The organism is Clostridium sulfidigenes (genome assembly GCF_052067195.1).
GTDB classification, from domain to species: Bacteria; Bacillota; Clostridia; order Clostridiales; family Clostridiaceae; genus Clostridium_J; species Clostridium_J sulfidigenes.
The window spans coordinates 42,925-59,437 of sequence record NZ_JBQHQR010000021.1 but is presented as its reverse complement, the minus strand read 5'-3'; the positions used below and the strand labels follow the sequence as shown (position 1 = coordinate 59,437).

The following is a 16,513-nucleotide window of genomic DNA, read 5'->3' as shown; positions in this document are numbered from 1 at the left end:
CATAACAAATAGGAGCAAATAGCAAACTTACTACTTGCTCCTCCTCCTTTCTATCCAATAACAATATTAGTTAAATACTCCCCTATGCCTCTCATAAGGCTTGGATTATATACTATTGCAAGTACAATTGCTGCAATAAGTATTGATACCAACATTTGAACAAACTTACGACTAATCAAAGATTTACCTACTATAATGACAGCTCCAACTGTAACCAAAGATTGTACACCACTCATTGCCCAATTACTTGCATTAGTTGCATATTTATTATCCGCTGCATATACAAAACTTATATTAGTGATTGCTGCCATTCCTGCTGCTACTGCAGTTAAATATAAATACTTAGACTTTTTTTTCACATTAGAAACTATTGTTTTTAATTTACTCATTAAAATTCCTCCTAACTAATTGAGCGTGTATCAAAACTTTCAATATAATATTTACCATCTTTGTACACAACGCTTAATCTTGCTTTTTGTTTTATTTCTTGCTTATTTTCCTGATCTTCTAATGAAAAATTTGCTATAGCTATATATTTATTAGCATCTTCAGTTACATAAGCATTTACTTCAGATATACCTTTAAACTTAAGTACTCCATTCAAACTTCCTAAGTCATTACTAGAGTCAACCAAATAATAAGTTATCTCTCCAGCTTGTCCTTCTGCATAAACTCTTAGAAATTTATTTAACATATCTTTTATTTCATTTGTCACATTGTTTTCAGCAGTGTTACCACTAATCATTTCTGTTTTAATACTTGCTATTGAAGGTTCTGGTATAAACAGCGGTAAATCCTCTATCACATATTCCTGGTTATTTGTAGTCACTGGCACTCTTAAATAAATATCCTTACTTACCCCTGTGGCATAAAGTACTTTAGCCCTTATATCAACATCAAATTTATTTTCTGATACAACATTACTTTTTATTGAATTTACATCTAATACTGATAAATCACTATTAATTGATGCATTCACATAAGTTAGAGCTTGTTCACACATATATTTTGAAAGCCTGGATCTATACTCTTCTCCCTTACCTTGTTTAAACTCTAAAAATTCTCTTACAAACCCTTCAGCAAAAGAATTCGCTTCTTCCTGAACATTGATTTGACTCTGAGATAACCTTATTTCATCCTTTAATTTCTCATATGATTCAGCACTTTTATCTGGCCTGATCATACTAATAACACCTCTAAGCATTATTATTGCTATTAGAATCCATAACGTTATTTTCAATGCTTTCTTAGGAATTAAGCTTTTTATTTTTCCTATTTTGACCTCCTTCATAAATATCACCTCCTTTCACAAATATATAGTGAAAAAAGTAACGCTATCCTGATTCCTCAGATAGCGTTACTTTTCTTTTATTTCAGCTAAAGATGATTTCATACATTTTGCTAATGACATTCGCTCTTTTATATTACCTTTTTGAAATGTAGTGTATTTACATACCACAACTTCACCTTGCAATAAATTAAAATGGTCCTTTATTCTTACATTATCTGGTCCAACCATATAGCTATAGGAAGGAATAACTACCACTTGATCTCCTCTTTTTATATCTTCACATATATCTTTTAGCACTGTATATCTCATTTTTTCCCCCCTCTCTTAAATATCTAGTGTACTTATTTAGTAAACATCTATATTTAAACTATATGTTTGTGGCATATCATGAGGCCTCGCTCCCACTCTACCATTAAAAACAAGTGAATTATTAACTCGATCATATGCATTTATATTGGCATATATAGCTGTCCTATTGGATAAAGATCCTGATTTACTCATACATCTAACAGATATCTCATGCTGTCTTCGTAATTCTTCAACTGTAACATCATCACTATTTCTTGTTCGCCTTTTTTCAGCGATATTTTTAGCCTTTACTTTATTTCGCTTTTCATAGTTATCATTTTTTCTTCTTTCCTTTTCTTCTAAATATTTTTCCTTAAAATTATTTTTAAGGACCTTCGATACATACTGTTTAGAAACTCCTAAATTATCAGCAATGCCAACAACACTTAAGCATTCATTAAAATATAGTTTCTCTATAGCATCATATCTACTCTCCATACCTACATCCCCCTAATTATAACTTTTATTTATATTCTTATTTAGCTTGTACTTTTTTACCTAACAAACCTAAACTCATAAAATAATGCACATTAACTCCCCCTCCAGAGGTATAAACCCTTTATACGTAAAAAAATAAAAAATAAAAAATCGTTAGACTTGCTAACGATTTACTTAGTTGACTTTTTGGGTAACAAAAAATGTATATAGTTCTACCCATATAGACTTTATATTACATAATTTCTCTCTCTATTCGCTCCTATTCTACTATCATTTAGTAGTAAAGTCAACATTTTCATATTAGATTCAAATAAAATGTAATGGGTGATGAAAATGTTATACTTTGTAAGATTAAAAAATTTTAGAGAAGATCGGGACTTAACTCAGGTAGAAATTAGTGAGATTCTCAATATAGATCAACGTGTATATAGCAATTATGAAACTGGTAAAAGAAAAATTCCTATAAATCATCTTATTACTCTTGCCAAATTATATAATACTAGTATTGATTATCTTGTTAATTTAACTGATGATCCCAAACCATACTTACGCAAGTAATACTTCTATATTAAATTTATTATTTTATTTTAAAAGTCAACTAACCGTTTGCCTTAAACGATTGGTTGACTTTTTGGGTAACAAGAAATGGGCATAATATGACTAATATACATACCTTTTTTCTTAATATTGGGGAAAATGTTTTACATATACTATTATAATCTATTTTTCTTAGGTCAAATTTCAAAATTCTATCAACTTTTATTCAAAAATAGGTTATTTTCATATATTTTCTATATCTATATTAATATAGTATCACTTAACGTCATATAAGACAAGTATTTTTTGCAAATTGTCGTCATAGCCTTCCAATACAAATAATGATTCTTGCCTTATAATGTTATTAAGGGGGTGATTTTATGTATGATTCAAATTCCAGCATTACTATAGGAAGTAGACTTAAACAACTTCGACATGAGCTTAATTTATCTCAAAACGAGGTAGCTAATCTATGTTTTGTTGCTAGATCAAGTTATGCTCAGTATGAAAACAATGCTGTATATCCTCCCCAATCTGTGCAAATAACATTGACTAAACTTTATAAGGTTAGTCTTGATTACTTGAATGGTTTAACAGATATTAGGAAGCAAGATATTGGGGTTGTTTGTGAGAATCCAGTTATAAATAACTTTAAAATAGTTCCTATAATAAACCCTAATACTCTTGAAGTATTGAATAGGATTCCTGCACCCTTAGATAAAGTAACTAAAGGTTCATTTTGTTATATGTATTCTCCAGCACGATTTCCTGATTATAGAATTAAAAAAAATGATTTATTATTGTTAAGGCGATTAAAAAAATTCTCTACTGGTGATATTTTAGTTATACGATTCAAAGATGAAACTTTTATTGGAAAAGTGTTTATTACAGAAAAATCTTTCATTCTTTATAATTCCATATTAAATAATGGTTTTATTGAGATTCCAATTGATGACTCCCTCCCTATCGGCCAGGTTAAAGAAGTTACTTTCTCAATATAAAAATGGTATTATCTATTTGATTGATAATACCATTTTTATATCTTATTTTAATTTTAATCTCATATAATCGCTTCCTTCAGATATAAATCCAAATTCAGAATAAAACTTCATTAAATCTGACTGTGACATGAAAAATCTATCTGCACTTGCAAACAAATATAATTCCTTAACCTCTCTAAGCTTAGCCCATTCAATTACTCTTTCCATCATAAAAGTTGCTATACCATTTCTCCTATAATCCTTTAGCACTCTTAATTTTTCAATTTTGTATATGCCTTCCTTTTCTCTATACAAATCTATTAAAGCAATCTTTTTTACCCCGTTTCCATATTCTATGTTCATATCTATAATTTCATCATATCCCATGTACAGATCTATATCTTTTTTGTTAGATACATAAATATCAATACCTTTGTACATATAATCAAGTTCATCTTTTATTACTAAAACTTCATTACTTTCTTTCAATTCAAAGTTAATATTGGAATTAGCTATCCTCTTACTATTTAAGATTTTGTTTCTATATTCCTCATTACTACTATCCCGTAAGGAATTTAAACGTTCATATTCTTGTTCTAAATACTCATTTCTTTTCTTTATATCTTTCCTAGAATAATAAAACCATGTACTTGTAAACATCAATCCCCCTATTAAAATTAATTCAAACATAATATTCCCCCTTCTAACTATACATAATTAAAATATAAGGGATATTGCCACTAAAGACAATATCCCCTGGTTCTATAAGTTTAATTCCTCGTCCAAGATATTAGCTACGTTACTTATTCTCCTAGAAATAGTTGATTTACTAATATTCAATTTTTTTACTATAAATAGATAATCCCTTCCATGCTTGTATCGCATTTCGATTATAGTTCTTTCTTCTTCTGGTAATGATGAAATAATAAATTCCGCTGCAGCTGTCTCTGTTCTAATATCACTTGCTTGTAAAGACTTATTTAAAATCATATTATTATTCTTTTCTATCCTCTTACTTATAGCATTACTCTTAAAATCAGTCTCCATAATTTTTTTCATTTCTTCATTGTTCTTAGTTAAAACATCAATCTCATACTCAAGCTTGTCTAACGTACGTCTCTTCTTATAAAAATCCTTTAATAATTCTTCTTTTTCTGTCTTTCTCATAAATTACTACTCCCCTAATAATTATAATTTGTTATTATTAGTTCCTTGTAACTCTTTCTCGCTTCAGCACTCCTTGATATCGAGTAATTTACATTTACCTCTTTAATGTTAAAATCACTATACAATTTTCTAATTTTATTATGGTCATTTATTGTGAGTAAAAATTTCCCCTTTATGTTCGTTAAGTAATCTTTTAATTTTATATGATCATTCTCATCGAATTTAACACCATATCCTCCAGTTTCGAGATATGGAGGGTCACAAAAGAAAAATGTATGCTCCCTATCATATTTTTCAATAATTTTTATAAAATCTAGATTCTCAACATATGTATTCTGAAGCCTATTTCTAATGTCCACAAGAACTTCCGGTGTAAAAATTTTAGATGATGGAGTTTTAGTAGTTCCGTATCCATAATTATTACCCTTACTTGCAAAGCTCTGACTTATTAAATACAGGAATCTTATTGCTCTATAAGGTTCTGTTAAACTGTCTATAGGAGTGCTTTTATAGTTTTCAAAAATGTCTCTGCTAGAAATTTCATACTTCATCAAGCGCTCCAGCTCTGGCTCATGGTATTTTATTGTTCTAAATAAATTTACAAGCTCTCGATCAATGTCATTTATAACTTCAACCTGGCTGGGTTCCTTTCCGAAGTAAACCCACCCTGCACCAAAAAATGGCTCTACATAGCAAATATGTTCTGGTATCATTTCAATAATTGTTTTTCTTAGTTTACTTTTTCCGCCCATTCTTGAAATTGGTGGTACTAGCATAACTATCATCTCCTTAAAATTTAAATTAAATATAGATGATAGATAATAGTTTAAAGTTTAAATTTACCCCCTCTCATCAATAATATTACTGTTAAGAAAGGTTCTAGGAACTCCCTCCATATTCTACTATTTATTTTCCAAACATAGTAAAGTTTTAAGCCTTCTTTGGGCCCCTAGAATATCTGCAATATTTATAGTCTCTGATCTATTAACAAAAGATAATATACTAGAATCTAATTCCCTCGTTTCTTCAAAATAAAATATTGTTTTTTTCCCACTCTTCTCCTTTTTAATGATTTTGAAATTTTTAGCAATTAGATATACTAATAAATCCATATCTGTTATCTGCTTAATTTTCATAAATAACACCCCTTTTATATAATTGTACAATATTTAAATAGGGGTTATTTATCAATTTTAGCTCGTCATATGTTCTCTTTTATGTCAATATATTTCTTCTTATGTAAAATTAATCATAAAAAAATAGGATAGCATGAAAAATCACTATCCTAATCACCTTACATTTTTTATTATTTCTCATTAAACTTATATACAATTAACTAAGCTCATTTATATCAATGATTTCCTCTACATTCCACAATCTATTTTCCATAACACTTTCTATTATCTTTTTTATATCAGCAGCACTATATCCTTCTTGTAAAAAATGTTCCTTAATCATCCTTTTTAATTTATTTTGGTTCTTTTCTGGTAACTGGCAAACAAAAATATTGGAATTCATATATTACCCTCACTTACTTTTAGAGTACCTATTATTTTATATCTTTTAAGAATTCTTCAATAGCTATTTCAGTTTCTTTCTTATAACACTTTTCAACTTTATCCTGAAGGTATTCTAAGAATTTTCTTAAATTTTCCTTTTCTATCTTATTCATATATAAAACACCTCTTTTCTTTATATCCTTAAATTGTGAATTATCTTGTCCATGCCACACCTTTTTGTAAATAATTAAGCATTTCTTTAAAGCTATTGCAGTCTTGAATTTTAGTAATTCTCTGTCCTTTTTCAGTTAAATATTCTACACAACAGCCAACTAAAAAAGTCTTATTCTCAAAACAATCTTCAATTTTTAAAATCTTATCATATCCTTTTCTTTCATACCATTCCCAAAAATATTCTGGCATAATAAACCTCCCTCAAACACTCACTGTATCTACACATTATTTTCTTGTTATATACACGAAACAAAAACACCACATATTCAATTTGAACAATACGGTATCCTTAAAACTTATTCCACTTCAAATAACTAATTAAAAACTATTTTTTAAACTAAACTTTCATGAATATTTTTTATAGTAAATGATTCTACAAGATATTTCCCTAATAATGTTGGATTAACAACATTAAAAATTTCTCCGCCTCCAATGCTTTTTTGAACAGATATACACCCTAAGCGTGAAAGATTAGCAAGTGCAAATAGTACTTGTTCATTTTCTAAATGATATTCACTTATCTTTTCAATTTCTTCATGTGAATACGGAATTGCTTCTTCTGGTAATCCAATTGTAAATACTCCTCTATGTTCAATTTCATTGAATGGATGAGAATAAATAGTTATTAAAATTCTTGCCTCTAATGGACTCAACTTTTCTAAAATATCGATATAAGTTCTACATAGCTTTACATTACTCTCATTATTGCTAGAATTTACAAGTAACTTTACCCATAAATCTTGTAGGTAGTCATCATCTTCCAAAGTAGCAGCTTGAAATAATGGAATAGCAAATTTTAATGGTATAGTTTTCGTAGGCCCTTTGAAATTTATAGATTCCATAAATTCTTCTGATTTTTTCATTAAGCGAACTTGGCGTTCCCACCTCATATACTTTAACCTATCTTCGAATATTCCTATGCCTTGTTCTAGTGATCCTGATATAAATTTAGCTATAAAACCTCCAACCTTTTCACTAGCATCTATAACTTTTCCAGCTGTTTTAGCAATTTCTTCAATAGATTTTAAATCTTCACTCATCCATATACCTCCATTCAACGTCTTATTTTCAACATTTAATCTTAATTATAATATATATTTCTATATCTATCCATAGAATCTTATTTCGATATACTACATTATATTTTAAAACACCGTACTATTAAATTTTCAAAGAACATATTTTTTAAATTTATAATATCTACAATTAAAGAATTTCAAATTAGCCTATACTTCCATCACTATAGAAATAGCTGAACATTCCATCAAGATAATATATCTTAAACTTATCGTTACTTAACTTTTCTACTTTTATCGGAACATCTTGCCTATTTCCACAACCACAACCGTTCAAGTACCCTATAAATAACATTATAACCAATTCTTTATCTTCTTCTGATAATATATCTAATCCTTTCATCGCCAATATATCTGTCCCATGTAAGGCTTTTACATCATCCACAGTTTTTAATTTATAATCCATTAATCCCATTTCTTCATACTTTTGATATATAGTCATCTTTTCAAATCCTCCCTTTTAAAACTTTAATATATGTTGCTCTTGGGCTATACTTATCCTAATATGTAGCTTTATAATAAAGTCATATCATTATTGTATTACAAACAAAAACACCATAAAATTCATCTATGAATAATACGGTGTTTTAAATAACTATTCGGTTTTATTTTTGTGATGTTAAATAAGAATTATATATAAAATAAATATTGAATAATGTTATATAGTTATTAAACTCTTGTATCTTTAAATAAAACAGTTCAAATTAAAAGGCTACGTTTCCTATATACCCTTTCAATTTCACATAATTTTTGCTTTTACAAGCCTTTTGACTTAAGGTATTTTAAATAATCCAAATCATTGCAAAAAACAAACGATGTACCATTATTTGATATCTTAGCCAATCCTACAAGCTCAAATAAATCTCCTGAAGGCATAGGAATACTTGTAAATGCTACTGTATGGGGTTCTTCACCTTCTATGAAATTTATAACATCTTTCATCGTTTTAATCATATTATTTATCTCTTCTTTACCATGCTCTCCATAATATTCATCATTTTCATCTCCAATTAATGATTCAGGTGGTATTGTAGCTTTCCAAAAATCGAATGGGCTTGTTTGTAAAACATATTTAAAAGATGAACCAGGAGGCATTATTGCCAAATCCTCTATTCCACTCAATTCCCACCATCTACTATAGTAAGAATATCTTAAAGTATAATCTTCTTTTCTCTCTCTTGATTCTTGTATTTTTTTTATTATTTCTAAACTTTCATTTTCTAAACCCATAGTGCTATCAACTCCTTCTTAAATTATCAACAAAGTAAACTGAGTAACAATTTATTACTATTATATCATAATAATTTACGAGCGAGACTTGTTTATTTGTAATTATACCATATTTAAATATATTATATTTTTTCACCGTATTATTCAATTTTCAAAGAACACTATTTGTATATCTAATTTCAATAATTACTTCGCAATCTCTACAATAATTGAATTACGTATTAAAACACTTGTATATCTATAACTGCTTTTTTTGTTGCTCCTATAACTTTGACCTTCATCTCTAATATATCTGCTGGAATATCATTTGTGGTGCCTTTATATATATCTTCAAAATCTCTATTATTTGCTTTATATATGGTCACTTTATCAAAGGTAACACTTATCAACTCTTTAACTTTCATTATAAATCTCCCTTCAAAATTCGCTCTTCCTACAATTAGATTATAATAATAAAACAAGAAAGCGTAAATATTATTACACTATTCATTTCAAAAAAAGAAACATTTAGTTACCTATTTCTTTTTCAATCCTCATTTCTTAAGTTTAGTATCCATAAATCCCCATTTCATATAACCTACATATTTTTTATGTCTTTCTTCAAAGTTATTCATGCAATAAATAAATATAAGTAATTCTGTAAATTCTCCTACTGTTAACTTTTTTCCATGCATTCTCATACATAAATTCTTATAATTATTAAAATCTACTTTAAACCTTTTTTGAGTATCGCTAGATAAAAGTAGTCCTTTTGGTTCTCTACGACCTGTAAATTCTTCAGTTATTATATAATGAAATCCATTATATGCTATATAGTCTAATGAGAAATTTACTAATTCCTCATATATTTTAATAGAATCTCTGCCTGTTTCTTTTGCGAAAAAATCTATAAAGGTACAAAGAGTCCTATATTCTTCCCTTAATCTAACTATCTTTTGATTCCATCCCTGTTTAGTCGCACTCATCTTTGTAACCTTACGTTCCATGTTTACCTCCAATTTATTAAAATCTATCGTTAAAATTCTCCTTTTTTAAAAAATATATAACCATTATACTACATTTTTCATTGTAATAATATATACAGTATCGTTGCTTCACGGCGATGTTTCCTCAGACTTTCTTTAAAATATGAACTATTCAACGATATTCCAACCTTCATATTTATTTATATGCTTTTTAACTATCTCATCTAAAGCTTCATCTGAAAAGTGATGATATGTTATGTCTAATTTTTCATAAAGTTGATGGCATTTTGACATATCGAAAATCCTTATTATTAGTTTTACATCCATCCTAGAATGTTTTTCAAAAACTTCAACCTCAGCTTTATATATAATACCTAGTTCACTTCTAAATAGTTTTTCTTTTTTATATGATTCATTATCCATTTTACACCCCTTTATTATATCTCGTGCACCTGCTTGTACACCGACTTAATTTCGTAATACCTACACATTGTGCTTGAATTGTGAATTAGTCCATCAAGTCTATCTTGAAATTTTTATCTAATTCAAGAAATGAATGTTTAATTTCTCCATTCTCTATCATAATATATTCATCGTTTCTATTATTTGAAAAAGATAATATTTCTTTCTTATATGAATAAAAAATATTTGATAAATAGTTTTTAGCAAATTCATCACAAGGATTAAATATAAAAATCTTATCAAACTCATTTAATTTTTTTATCCAGGGCAACGTTAAATTATTTAATTGAATTCTTAACACCTCATTAAATAACACCTCATTAAATTCTTCTAATAACCAATGATAATCCATTAAAAATTCAGGATCATTATGATAATTCATATAAAATTCTTGCTTTCCTCCTTGAAAATTAAATGTCTAAAGAAAACATAAGCTCCACTCCCTCGGTTTCCAATAATAACTGTTTTCATATTTTATCTTTAGTGAGAGAGTGTATTGTAAGTACCAAACCCTCACTAAATCCTCCTTTCTTCTTGCTATTCATTTTTGAGTGTCTAACAAGTTATTTTTTACGGTTTAATAAATACTCTTTATAATTTTCCTTTTCTTTTAAAATCTCTTCATCTGTAAATTCAAAAGATTTAAAAATAGCCTTAAGAGTAAGATTTGTTATTTCCTGTTCTTCTTTATAATTTATTATTTCATCTTTTACATTCTCAGGAACATTTATTTTTTCAATTACTGTATCATTAATATTATAAAACTTTAATATAGTTTCCAAGGAATAATAAAAAATTGAATTTACCAATATTGAGGTTTCCTTAACTAAAATATCATTTGGACCTATTGAAATAATATTTCCATTCTTATTTTTATATAGTGCATTGCTATTAGCGTGTGAGTGGTTACATAAAACTTCATATGCTTTATATAACCTTGTATTAAAAGAATATATACTCTTTTTATATTTTCCAACCTTATTTCCATCTTTAAAATAGTTCAATGCTCTTTCATAGGTTTTATTTGTATCTCCTAAAATGAAATTGATTTCTAAAATTATTTCTACCATTTGTCTTAAATTAACTAAAGCATTTGTTGCATATCCATTACGAATTAGCAACATGCTTGAATTATAATTTCTTATTTCTTGGCAAGTTAAAAATGTAATCGCCTTATTTATTAATAATTGTTTTTTGTCATTTTTAACTCCATGAAGATATTCATTTATTTTAGGGACTATATCATTATCTATTAAAATTTTAATATCATCCTCAAATTGAAACTGTTCTTTACATTCAATATTTACTTTATTTATTATCTCATCTTCCATAATACCCTCCAATTATTACTTTAATTTATCTAAACTTTCTCTTAATCTTTTATTTTCATCTTTAAGTTCTTCCAACTCTACTAATTGGATAATTAGTTTTTCTTTATCTTCTTTAAGTTTCTTTATTTCTTCATAAAGTTGCTTTCTTTTCTAACACTCTTTTTAATTCTTACATTTCATTATTCAATCCTTTTACCTATATTAATTATACTTTCTTCGGCTACTTTTTCATATATATCACCTTCCATGATAATTCTTCTTATATCAATAATGGCTTTCTGTATCTTCATATATTTTAATCCATCTATATAAAGTAGCCCTTCCACATCCTAATAACTTAGCCATTTCTACCTTTGTTATTTTTTCCTCTTTAATGTTACTCTTCATCTTATCATAGTATTTTCTAAAATTTTTGGGTAAATCCTCAGCGGTCTTATTCTGTCTACCAAACCATCGCCCAGTCTTTGTTGTTCCCCTTATTTTACATAACTCAACACCTTGAAGCACTCTCTCTTGAATATACTCACCTTCCATTTCTGCAACTCCTCCAAATATGGCCAGCAATAACTTATAAGTACTACTACTGGTGTCTATTCCTTCTTTTACGATTATTACCCTTCCTCCCTTTTTTAGTAGCTGCTCTACTATATCTATAAGATCTTTCAAACTTCGCCCTAATCTACTTATACTTTCACTATAAACTATATCTCCTTCTTTTACTTCTACAATCATCTTATTTAACTGTGGTCTTTCTTCTGTTTTTCCTGTAACTTTATCTATGTATTCTCTATCAAACTTAATACCTAGTTTATCCAATTGAAGCTCTTGTCTTCCCTCATCTTGTTTTTTAGTGCTTACTCTCAAATATTTGATTAACATTTCTATTACCTCATACATTAAATTTAAATATGTATCATTAAACTATGATTTACATTTGATACACTTTAACCTTCTAAAAATACATGAAATTCTATTTAAATTCCATGTTTTTAATTCTTAATTATAGTGTATCATAAAACTATAGTTTGATGATACATATATCATTAATAAAAATGCAGGGCCACCGCTTCCCCTGCATTTTTAGATCCACACTTAAAATCAATCTAGCTAATTTAATTTTTTTCCAAACAAATCATTAATATTAATTCCTATTGCATACATGTATTTTAATAAATTGTTCAATGAAGGCTTATTTCCATATTTCTCTATCCTGGATACAGCCTGTTGAGACAACCCTGTCCTTTCAGCTATTTCTTTTTGTGTAATAGACCTCCTTTTTCTTTCTCTTACTAAATTCTCAATTAATTGAAACTCCATATCTTCTACTTCATATAAAAATTTTGAAAAATCGTTATTAAAAATATTTTGTTCTAAAAATATGTTTAAATTATTATTTGTAAACTCCTTCATAGCGGTATTCCCCTTATTATTGTTTAGTTTTTTAAATTACGATTTGGGGGCGACCTAAACTAACCCTCCTCATCTTATATGTAATCCCATATTATAGTATAAATAAAAACTAAAAATGAAATTACTATTTTTCTAATGGAATCTGCAGATTTAAATATACAGATTATTTAGATGATCATGTAATAAACACTTTGTTATTATGTTATATTACCTTAACTACCTTTTAACACCTCCAATTCATTATTTTCTTATTAATTATTCTATAATTATTTTGACTTATTTTTTGAAGAATATCCCCCTAGGGGGAAAATGTTATTGATTTTTATACTTCTTTTGCACGATTTAGAATTAAGTCTACATCCGTTTGTTGTATCTTTGCACTTTTCTTTCTTATTATATGAATTATATGAATTCCAGAAATTTTAGTAGTATAGAATATTCTATACCATCCTACTTTCAATTCTTTTACATTCTTTCTGAATGCTTTTATGTTTAAATTTTGTGAACCCTCCTCTAGTCCTTTAAGTGCCCTAGATAATTTAACTTGTTCCTGAATTGGTTGTTTAAGTATAAAATCAAAAATAACATTTTCTCCCCTGGAGTCAGTGTAATATTCCATATTACTTCCTCCAACAGTCAAAATTTTATTTTTTCAAAATACATCAAATATGATGTATAATACTATTATATACCATTCCCTTAAAAAGTAAATACTTTTTGTGAAATTTATTTATTATATTTTTTTAGTATTTAATCTATTTAATTAAATACACTCTGATCCATAGGTAAATATAAAAACAAGAGCATTTTTATTGGCCTTATTTTTATAAATTATTCTTACTTTAATTGAATTTAGGTATTTTAACATTGTTTATTTTTAATACATGCAATGTACACATAAGTATTATCATCAAAATTAAGCTTACTGCAGCTGTTATCAAAGTCCACTTAACAATAAGTCCTAACCAATTAATTATTGCTTCAATTCCTAATATTAATCCATTCATATCCATATTAATTCTCCCTTTCTTGTTTGAGCCGAAATAATATGTTACAATCATCTTGTTCAGGGATTGGTAGTAACATTTTATGTTCTGCCTTTCTTTTATATCTCGTGCATGTCTTAACACAAAATCGTATTTTATTCATTCTCAGATAACTTTTCTATAATCATCTTCCAAGCTTCCTTTTAATAGCATGTAAGAACTTCCACTAGCCTCTAGAACATCTGCGATAGCATCTAATTGTTTTATATATTGTGTACTAAAAATAAATTTACACCCAAACTTCCTGCTCTTAAGTGTCCCTATTACTATTTTGCCTACCAATTTGTTTACAATAACTACAGGATCTACACTTAGCCATATTTCCCTCCCACTTTGAATATCTACTATAGCTGAATTATGACTATTATATTTTATCTATAGCCTCCTTAAGTTTATATTACTTTTTATCACACTCTCTTAATTCGTTAACTGCATTGTTATAATCTCTCACCGATAAATCCTCTTCGAGCTCGTACTCTGTATAATTAATTATTGCTGAATATATGCCATTTTTATATATAGGTTCACCATATCTCACCCTTACAAGTTCACCTATCATGTCATAATCTCCTAAATACATAGCTGATTCTCTTCTTTCAAACTTTCCCTTTATTGAATTGTATTTGTTTTCAAATTCTTCACTACTATTGCTTTCAATTATTTTAACTTTTTTTGCTTCATAAAGGCGATTGTTATATTTTAATTTATAGTCTTCCAATAACTTATGTCTTATTACTTCTACTTCCTTCAGTTCTCTCTTCAATCTTTTAACTTTTTCTTTTCTTGCTTTTCTCTCTTGCCAATATCTAAACATCTTTATTTCCCTTTCCGTGCTTCATACCATAATTTTTATTTTCTCGTTTTAATACACTCCATCGACATATTTAACTGTCATCATCACCACAGTACCATCATAATTAATTAATGGTTCTACATCTATTATATTCCCTTGCTTATCTACAACATTTTTTAAGAAGTCATTTACTTCCCTATCTATTTCATCACATAGTTTATTTTTAAATTTAAAAGTTTTTATTTGAATTCCTCGTACCATTTTAATAATTCACCCTTTCCATTTAACCTTCTAATTTGTTTATAAAAAGTATTATTAACGATTTATAAAACACATACTCATTATCGGAGATATACTTATCTTTTTTATTACCATTTCCTAAATCATAAATACAATCATATAATTCATGATAAGCGCCATAAAAATCATTTTTTTCAATATTTTCTATTACTGAATTCCCACAAAGTATTTGTCTTAGAGTCATTCTAGACTTTTCATCTTCATAAGTCATAGATCCAATATATTTTTTTCTTTTTAGAATTTCATATGCTTTAATTAATGCTGGTTTTATATCTTCTTTTTTATCTCTTGCAAACCAATTAGCACCAACCTCATTTTTCTCAAGTATTTTCAGTAACTCAATAGATTTAATTTTTTCTTTCATCTTTTTCTCCTTCTACCTATTTCTCTACATAGTTTTGGATATTTTTAATTACCATGTTGATGCTGCCATCATCATTTTTAATAACCTCAAACTTACTTTGGTCACTATATGCTTCCTGACTTATAGAAATATCTATATCTCTATCAACTTTTAGCTTTATCTTTTTAAGCTTTTTTTCCACATATTTTTTATCAACTTCAAATTCATTTTCACAATTTGTAGTCATGTGTAATAAATAACTTTCCTTGTAATCACACATTATACTTGCTACATCTTCAATGATTATATTGTCCTTATTAATTAACTTTTCTCTTACTTGTTCTCTAAGCATTTCAGCTTTTATAGCATCCTCATTAAGGTATCTTTGAATAAAACCTTCTGTTGCTCTCATAAAGTTTTTGGTATTATCCCGATCATTAATAACTATTTTACATCCCAAATAATTATCTATAAAATAATTAGTACCATATTCTTTTTCTTCACTTATCTTCTTATTCTGCTTGTCCATAACTAATAAATCATATTCATTTGTTGTCGTTGTTCCTTTTATAAAAGTACATTTTTTTATCTTGGCCCCACTTGAAGGAAGTCCCATATGCTGGGGTACTATGTTTATTCCTACCTCTCCATTTATAGATTCTACGTTATGCATATAACTTTTTATATAATCCATTTTAAATATACCTAGGAATGGTCCATATTCTGTAGTAAATCCAACTGTAAGCAAATCACATGATGGTATATTCCCTTTTGATCTCATTAATCTAAACATCTGCTTGGCCAATTCCTGTGATACATTTATTAAATTATTTTCGCCATTTAGGTACTCATAAGCAATTTCTTTAACAATGTTCTTTTCTTCTGTGAATTTTGCATACCTCAGCTCTTCATCTCTTAGGCATCTTTGAATATGCTTAAAAATAAATATATATACCTCTTCCGTTAACTCTAATGAATATTTGTTTAGAACTGGTCCCTCTGAATTGTTATCTAAAATATGAATTATTGCTTCACTTATATTAATTTCGTTTATATATTCCAT

The 16,513-nt window shown here is 27.6% G+C and carries 30 protein-coding genes; 2 read left to right on the top strand and 28 right to left on the bottom strand.

Annotation, left to right across the window (positions count from 1 at the left end):
* Nucleotides 1-50: 50 nt before the first annotated feature.
* The 4 genes from ACTNBA_RS18080 to ACTNBA_RS18065 form a co-directional block, all read right to left on the bottom strand.
* Complete coding sequence (locus ACTNBA_RS18080) at nt 51-389, bottom strand: hypothetical protein (protein ID WP_441075675.1); 339 nt, start codon at nt 387-389, stop codon at nt 51-53.
* A gap of 11 nt (nt 390-400) precedes the next feature.
* Nucleotides 401-1,291 carry a conjugal transfer protein gene (locus tag ACTNBA_RS18075; protein WP_441075674.1) on the bottom strand — a complete coding sequence of 297 codons (891 nt, stop codon included), beginning with the start codon at nt 1,289-1,291 and terminating at the stop codon, nt 401-403.
* Between the two features lie 66 nt (nt 1,292-1,357).
* Nucleotides 1,358-1,600 carry a hypothetical protein gene (locus ACTNBA_RS18070; RefSeq protein ID WP_441075673.1) on the bottom strand — a complete coding sequence of 81 codons (243 nt, stop codon included), beginning with the start codon at nt 1,598-1,600 and terminating at the stop codon, nt 1,358-1,360.
* 36 nt (nt 1,601-1,636) lie between these two features.
* Nucleotides 1,637-2,077: a hypothetical protein gene (locus ACTNBA_RS18065; RefSeq protein WP_441075672.1), complete on the bottom strand. Its 441-nt coding sequence runs from the start codon at nt 2,075-2,077 to the stop codon at nt 1,637-1,639.
* Nucleotides 2,078-2,410: 333 nt separating this feature from the next.
* Here ACTNBA_RS18065 and ACTNBA_RS18060 point away from each other — a divergent pair, with 333 nt between their 5' ends.
* Both ACTNBA_RS18060 and ACTNBA_RS18055 read left to right on the top strand, forming a co-directional pair.
* A complete protein-coding gene (locus tag ACTNBA_RS18060; protein ID WP_441075671.1) occupies nt 2,411-2,635 on the top strand; it encodes a helix-turn-helix domain-containing protein in 225 nt (74 codons plus the stop codon).
* A 359-nt stretch (nt 2,636-2,994) separates the two neighbouring features.
* Nucleotides 2,995-3,615, top strand: a complete 621-nt coding sequence (locus ACTNBA_RS18055) for a helix-turn-helix domain-containing protein (protein WP_441075670.1) — start codon at nt 2,995-2,997, stop codon at nt 3,613-3,615.
* A gap of 42 nt (nt 3,616-3,657) precedes the next feature.
* Here ACTNBA_RS18055 and ACTNBA_RS18050 read toward each other — a convergent pair whose 3' ends face one another.
* The 24 genes from ACTNBA_RS18050 to ACTNBA_RS17935 form a co-directional block, all read right to left on the bottom strand.
* A complete protein-coding gene (locus tag ACTNBA_RS18050) occupies nt 3,658-4,284 on the bottom strand; it encodes a GNAT family N-acetyltransferase (protein ID WP_441075669.1) in 627 nt (208 codons plus the stop codon).
* Nucleotides 4,285-4,356: 72 nt separating this feature from the next.
* Nucleotides 4,357-4,761, bottom strand: coding sequence for a sigma factor-like helix-turn-helix DNA-binding protein (locus ACTNBA_RS18045; protein WP_441075668.1), 405 nt, complete (start codon nt 4,759-4,761; stop codon nt 4,357-4,359).
* A 14-nt stretch (nt 4,762-4,775) separates the two neighbouring features.
* Complete coding sequence (locus ACTNBA_RS18040) at nt 4,776-5,537, bottom strand: DNA adenine methylase (protein ID WP_441075667.1); 762 nt, start codon at nt 5,535-5,537, stop codon at nt 4,776-4,778.
* A gap of 126 nt (nt 5,538-5,663) precedes the next feature.
* Nucleotides 5,664-5,897 carry a DUF5659 domain-containing protein gene (locus ACTNBA_RS18035; protein ID WP_441075666.1) on the bottom strand — a complete coding sequence of 78 codons (234 nt, stop codon included), beginning with the start codon at nt 5,895-5,897 and terminating at the stop codon, nt 5,664-5,666.
* A gap of 196 nt (nt 5,898-6,093) precedes the next feature.
* Nucleotides 6,094-6,279, bottom strand: coding sequence for a hypothetical protein (locus ACTNBA_RS18030; protein ID WP_441075665.1), 186 nt, complete (start codon nt 6,277-6,279; stop codon nt 6,094-6,096).
* A gap of 31 nt (nt 6,280-6,310) precedes the next feature.
* On the bottom strand, nt 6,311-6,433 hold the full coding sequence (locus ACTNBA_RS18025; RefSeq protein WP_441075664.1) for a hypothetical protein: 123 nt from the start codon (nt 6,431-6,433) through the stop codon (nt 6,311-6,313).
* Between the two features lie 40 nt (nt 6,434-6,473).
* Nucleotides 6,474-6,683, bottom strand: a complete 210-nt coding sequence (locus tag ACTNBA_RS18020) for a hypothetical protein (protein ID WP_441075663.1) — start codon at nt 6,681-6,683, stop codon at nt 6,474-6,476.
* A 143-nt stretch (nt 6,684-6,826) separates the two neighbouring features.
* Entirely contained in the window at nt 6,827-7,534 is a 708-nt protein-coding gene (locus ACTNBA_RS18015) for an Abi-alpha family protein (protein WP_441075662.1), read from the bottom strand.
* A gap of 181 nt (nt 7,535-7,715) precedes the next feature.
* Nucleotides 7,716-8,012: a hypothetical protein gene (locus ACTNBA_RS18010; protein WP_441075661.1), complete on the bottom strand. Its 297-nt coding sequence runs from the start codon at nt 8,010-8,012 to the stop codon at nt 7,716-7,718.
* Between the two features lie 314 nt (nt 8,013-8,326).
* Nucleotides 8,327-8,800, bottom strand: a complete 474-nt coding sequence (locus tag ACTNBA_RS18005) for a hypothetical protein (protein WP_441075660.1) — start codon at nt 8,798-8,800, stop codon at nt 8,327-8,329.
* Nucleotides 8,801-9,021: 221 nt separating this feature from the next.
* Nucleotides 9,022-9,204, bottom strand: coding sequence for a hypothetical protein (locus ACTNBA_RS18000; protein ID WP_441075659.1), 183 nt, complete (start codon nt 9,202-9,204; stop codon nt 9,022-9,024).
* Nucleotides 9,205-9,333: 129 nt separating this feature from the next.
* Nucleotides 9,334-9,786 (bottom strand): hypothetical protein, encoded by a 453-nt coding sequence (locus ACTNBA_RS17995; RefSeq protein WP_441075658.1) that lies wholly within the window; start codon nt 9,784-9,786, stop codon nt 9,334-9,336.
* 147 nt (nt 9,787-9,933) lie between these two features.
* Nucleotides 9,934-10,188: a hypothetical protein gene (locus ACTNBA_RS17990; RefSeq protein ID WP_441075657.1), complete on the bottom strand. Its 255-nt coding sequence runs from the start codon at nt 10,186-10,188 to the stop codon at nt 9,934-9,936.
* Nucleotides 10,189-10,273: 85 nt separating this feature from the next.
* Entirely contained in the window at nt 10,274-10,609 is a 336-nt protein-coding gene (locus ACTNBA_RS17985) for a hypothetical protein (protein ID WP_441075656.1), read from the bottom strand.
* Nucleotides 10,610-10,790: 181 nt separating this feature from the next.
* Nucleotides 10,791-11,558 (bottom strand): hypothetical protein, encoded by a 768-nt coding sequence (locus tag ACTNBA_RS17980; RefSeq protein WP_441075655.1) that lies wholly within the window; start codon nt 11,556-11,558, stop codon nt 10,791-10,793.
* Between the two features lie 264 nt (nt 11,559-11,822).
* Entirely contained in the window at nt 11,823-12,437 is a 615-nt protein-coding gene (locus ACTNBA_RS17975; RefSeq protein WP_441075654.1) for a recombinase family protein, read from the bottom strand.
* Nucleotides 12,438-12,665: 228 nt separating this feature from the next.
* Nucleotides 12,666-12,968 carry a helix-turn-helix domain-containing protein gene (locus tag ACTNBA_RS17970; RefSeq protein WP_441075653.1) on the bottom strand — a complete coding sequence of 101 codons (303 nt, stop codon included), beginning with the start codon at nt 12,966-12,968 and terminating at the stop codon, nt 12,666-12,668.
* Nucleotides 12,969-13,290: 322 nt separating this feature from the next.
* Nucleotides 13,291-13,587 (bottom strand): type II toxin-antitoxin system RelE/ParE family toxin, encoded by a 297-nt coding sequence (locus ACTNBA_RS17965; protein ID WP_441075652.1) that lies wholly within the window; start codon nt 13,585-13,587, stop codon nt 13,291-13,293.
* 223 nt (nt 13,588-13,810) lie between these two features.
* The gene (locus ACTNBA_RS17960; protein WP_441075651.1) at nt 13,811-13,981 is read right to left on the bottom strand and encodes a hypothetical protein; all 171 of its coding nucleotides are present in this window, start codon (nt 13,979-13,981) and stop codon (nt 13,811-13,813) included.
* Between the two features lie 138 nt (nt 13,982-14,119).
* Nucleotides 14,120-14,296 (bottom strand): hypothetical protein, encoded by a 177-nt coding sequence (locus tag ACTNBA_RS17955; protein WP_441075650.1) that lies wholly within the window; start codon nt 14,294-14,296, stop codon nt 14,120-14,122.
* A gap of 115 nt (nt 14,297-14,411) precedes the next feature.
* Complete coding sequence (locus tag ACTNBA_RS17950) at nt 14,412-14,828, bottom strand: hypothetical protein (RefSeq protein WP_441075649.1); 417 nt, start codon at nt 14,826-14,828, stop codon at nt 14,412-14,414.
* A gap of 48 nt (nt 14,829-14,876) precedes the next feature.
* Entirely contained in the window at nt 14,877-15,068 is a 192-nt protein-coding gene (locus tag ACTNBA_RS17945; protein ID WP_441075648.1) for a hypothetical protein, read from the bottom strand.
* A 22-nt stretch (nt 15,069-15,090) separates the two neighbouring features.
* Nucleotides 15,091-15,471, bottom strand: coding sequence for a hypothetical protein (locus ACTNBA_RS17940; RefSeq protein WP_441075647.1), 381 nt, complete (start codon nt 15,469-15,471; stop codon nt 15,091-15,093).
* Nucleotides 15,472-15,487: 16 nt separating this feature from the next.
* Entirely contained in the window at nt 15,488-16,513 is a 1,026-nt protein-coding gene (locus tag ACTNBA_RS17935) for a nucleoid-associated protein (RefSeq protein WP_441075646.1), read from the bottom strand.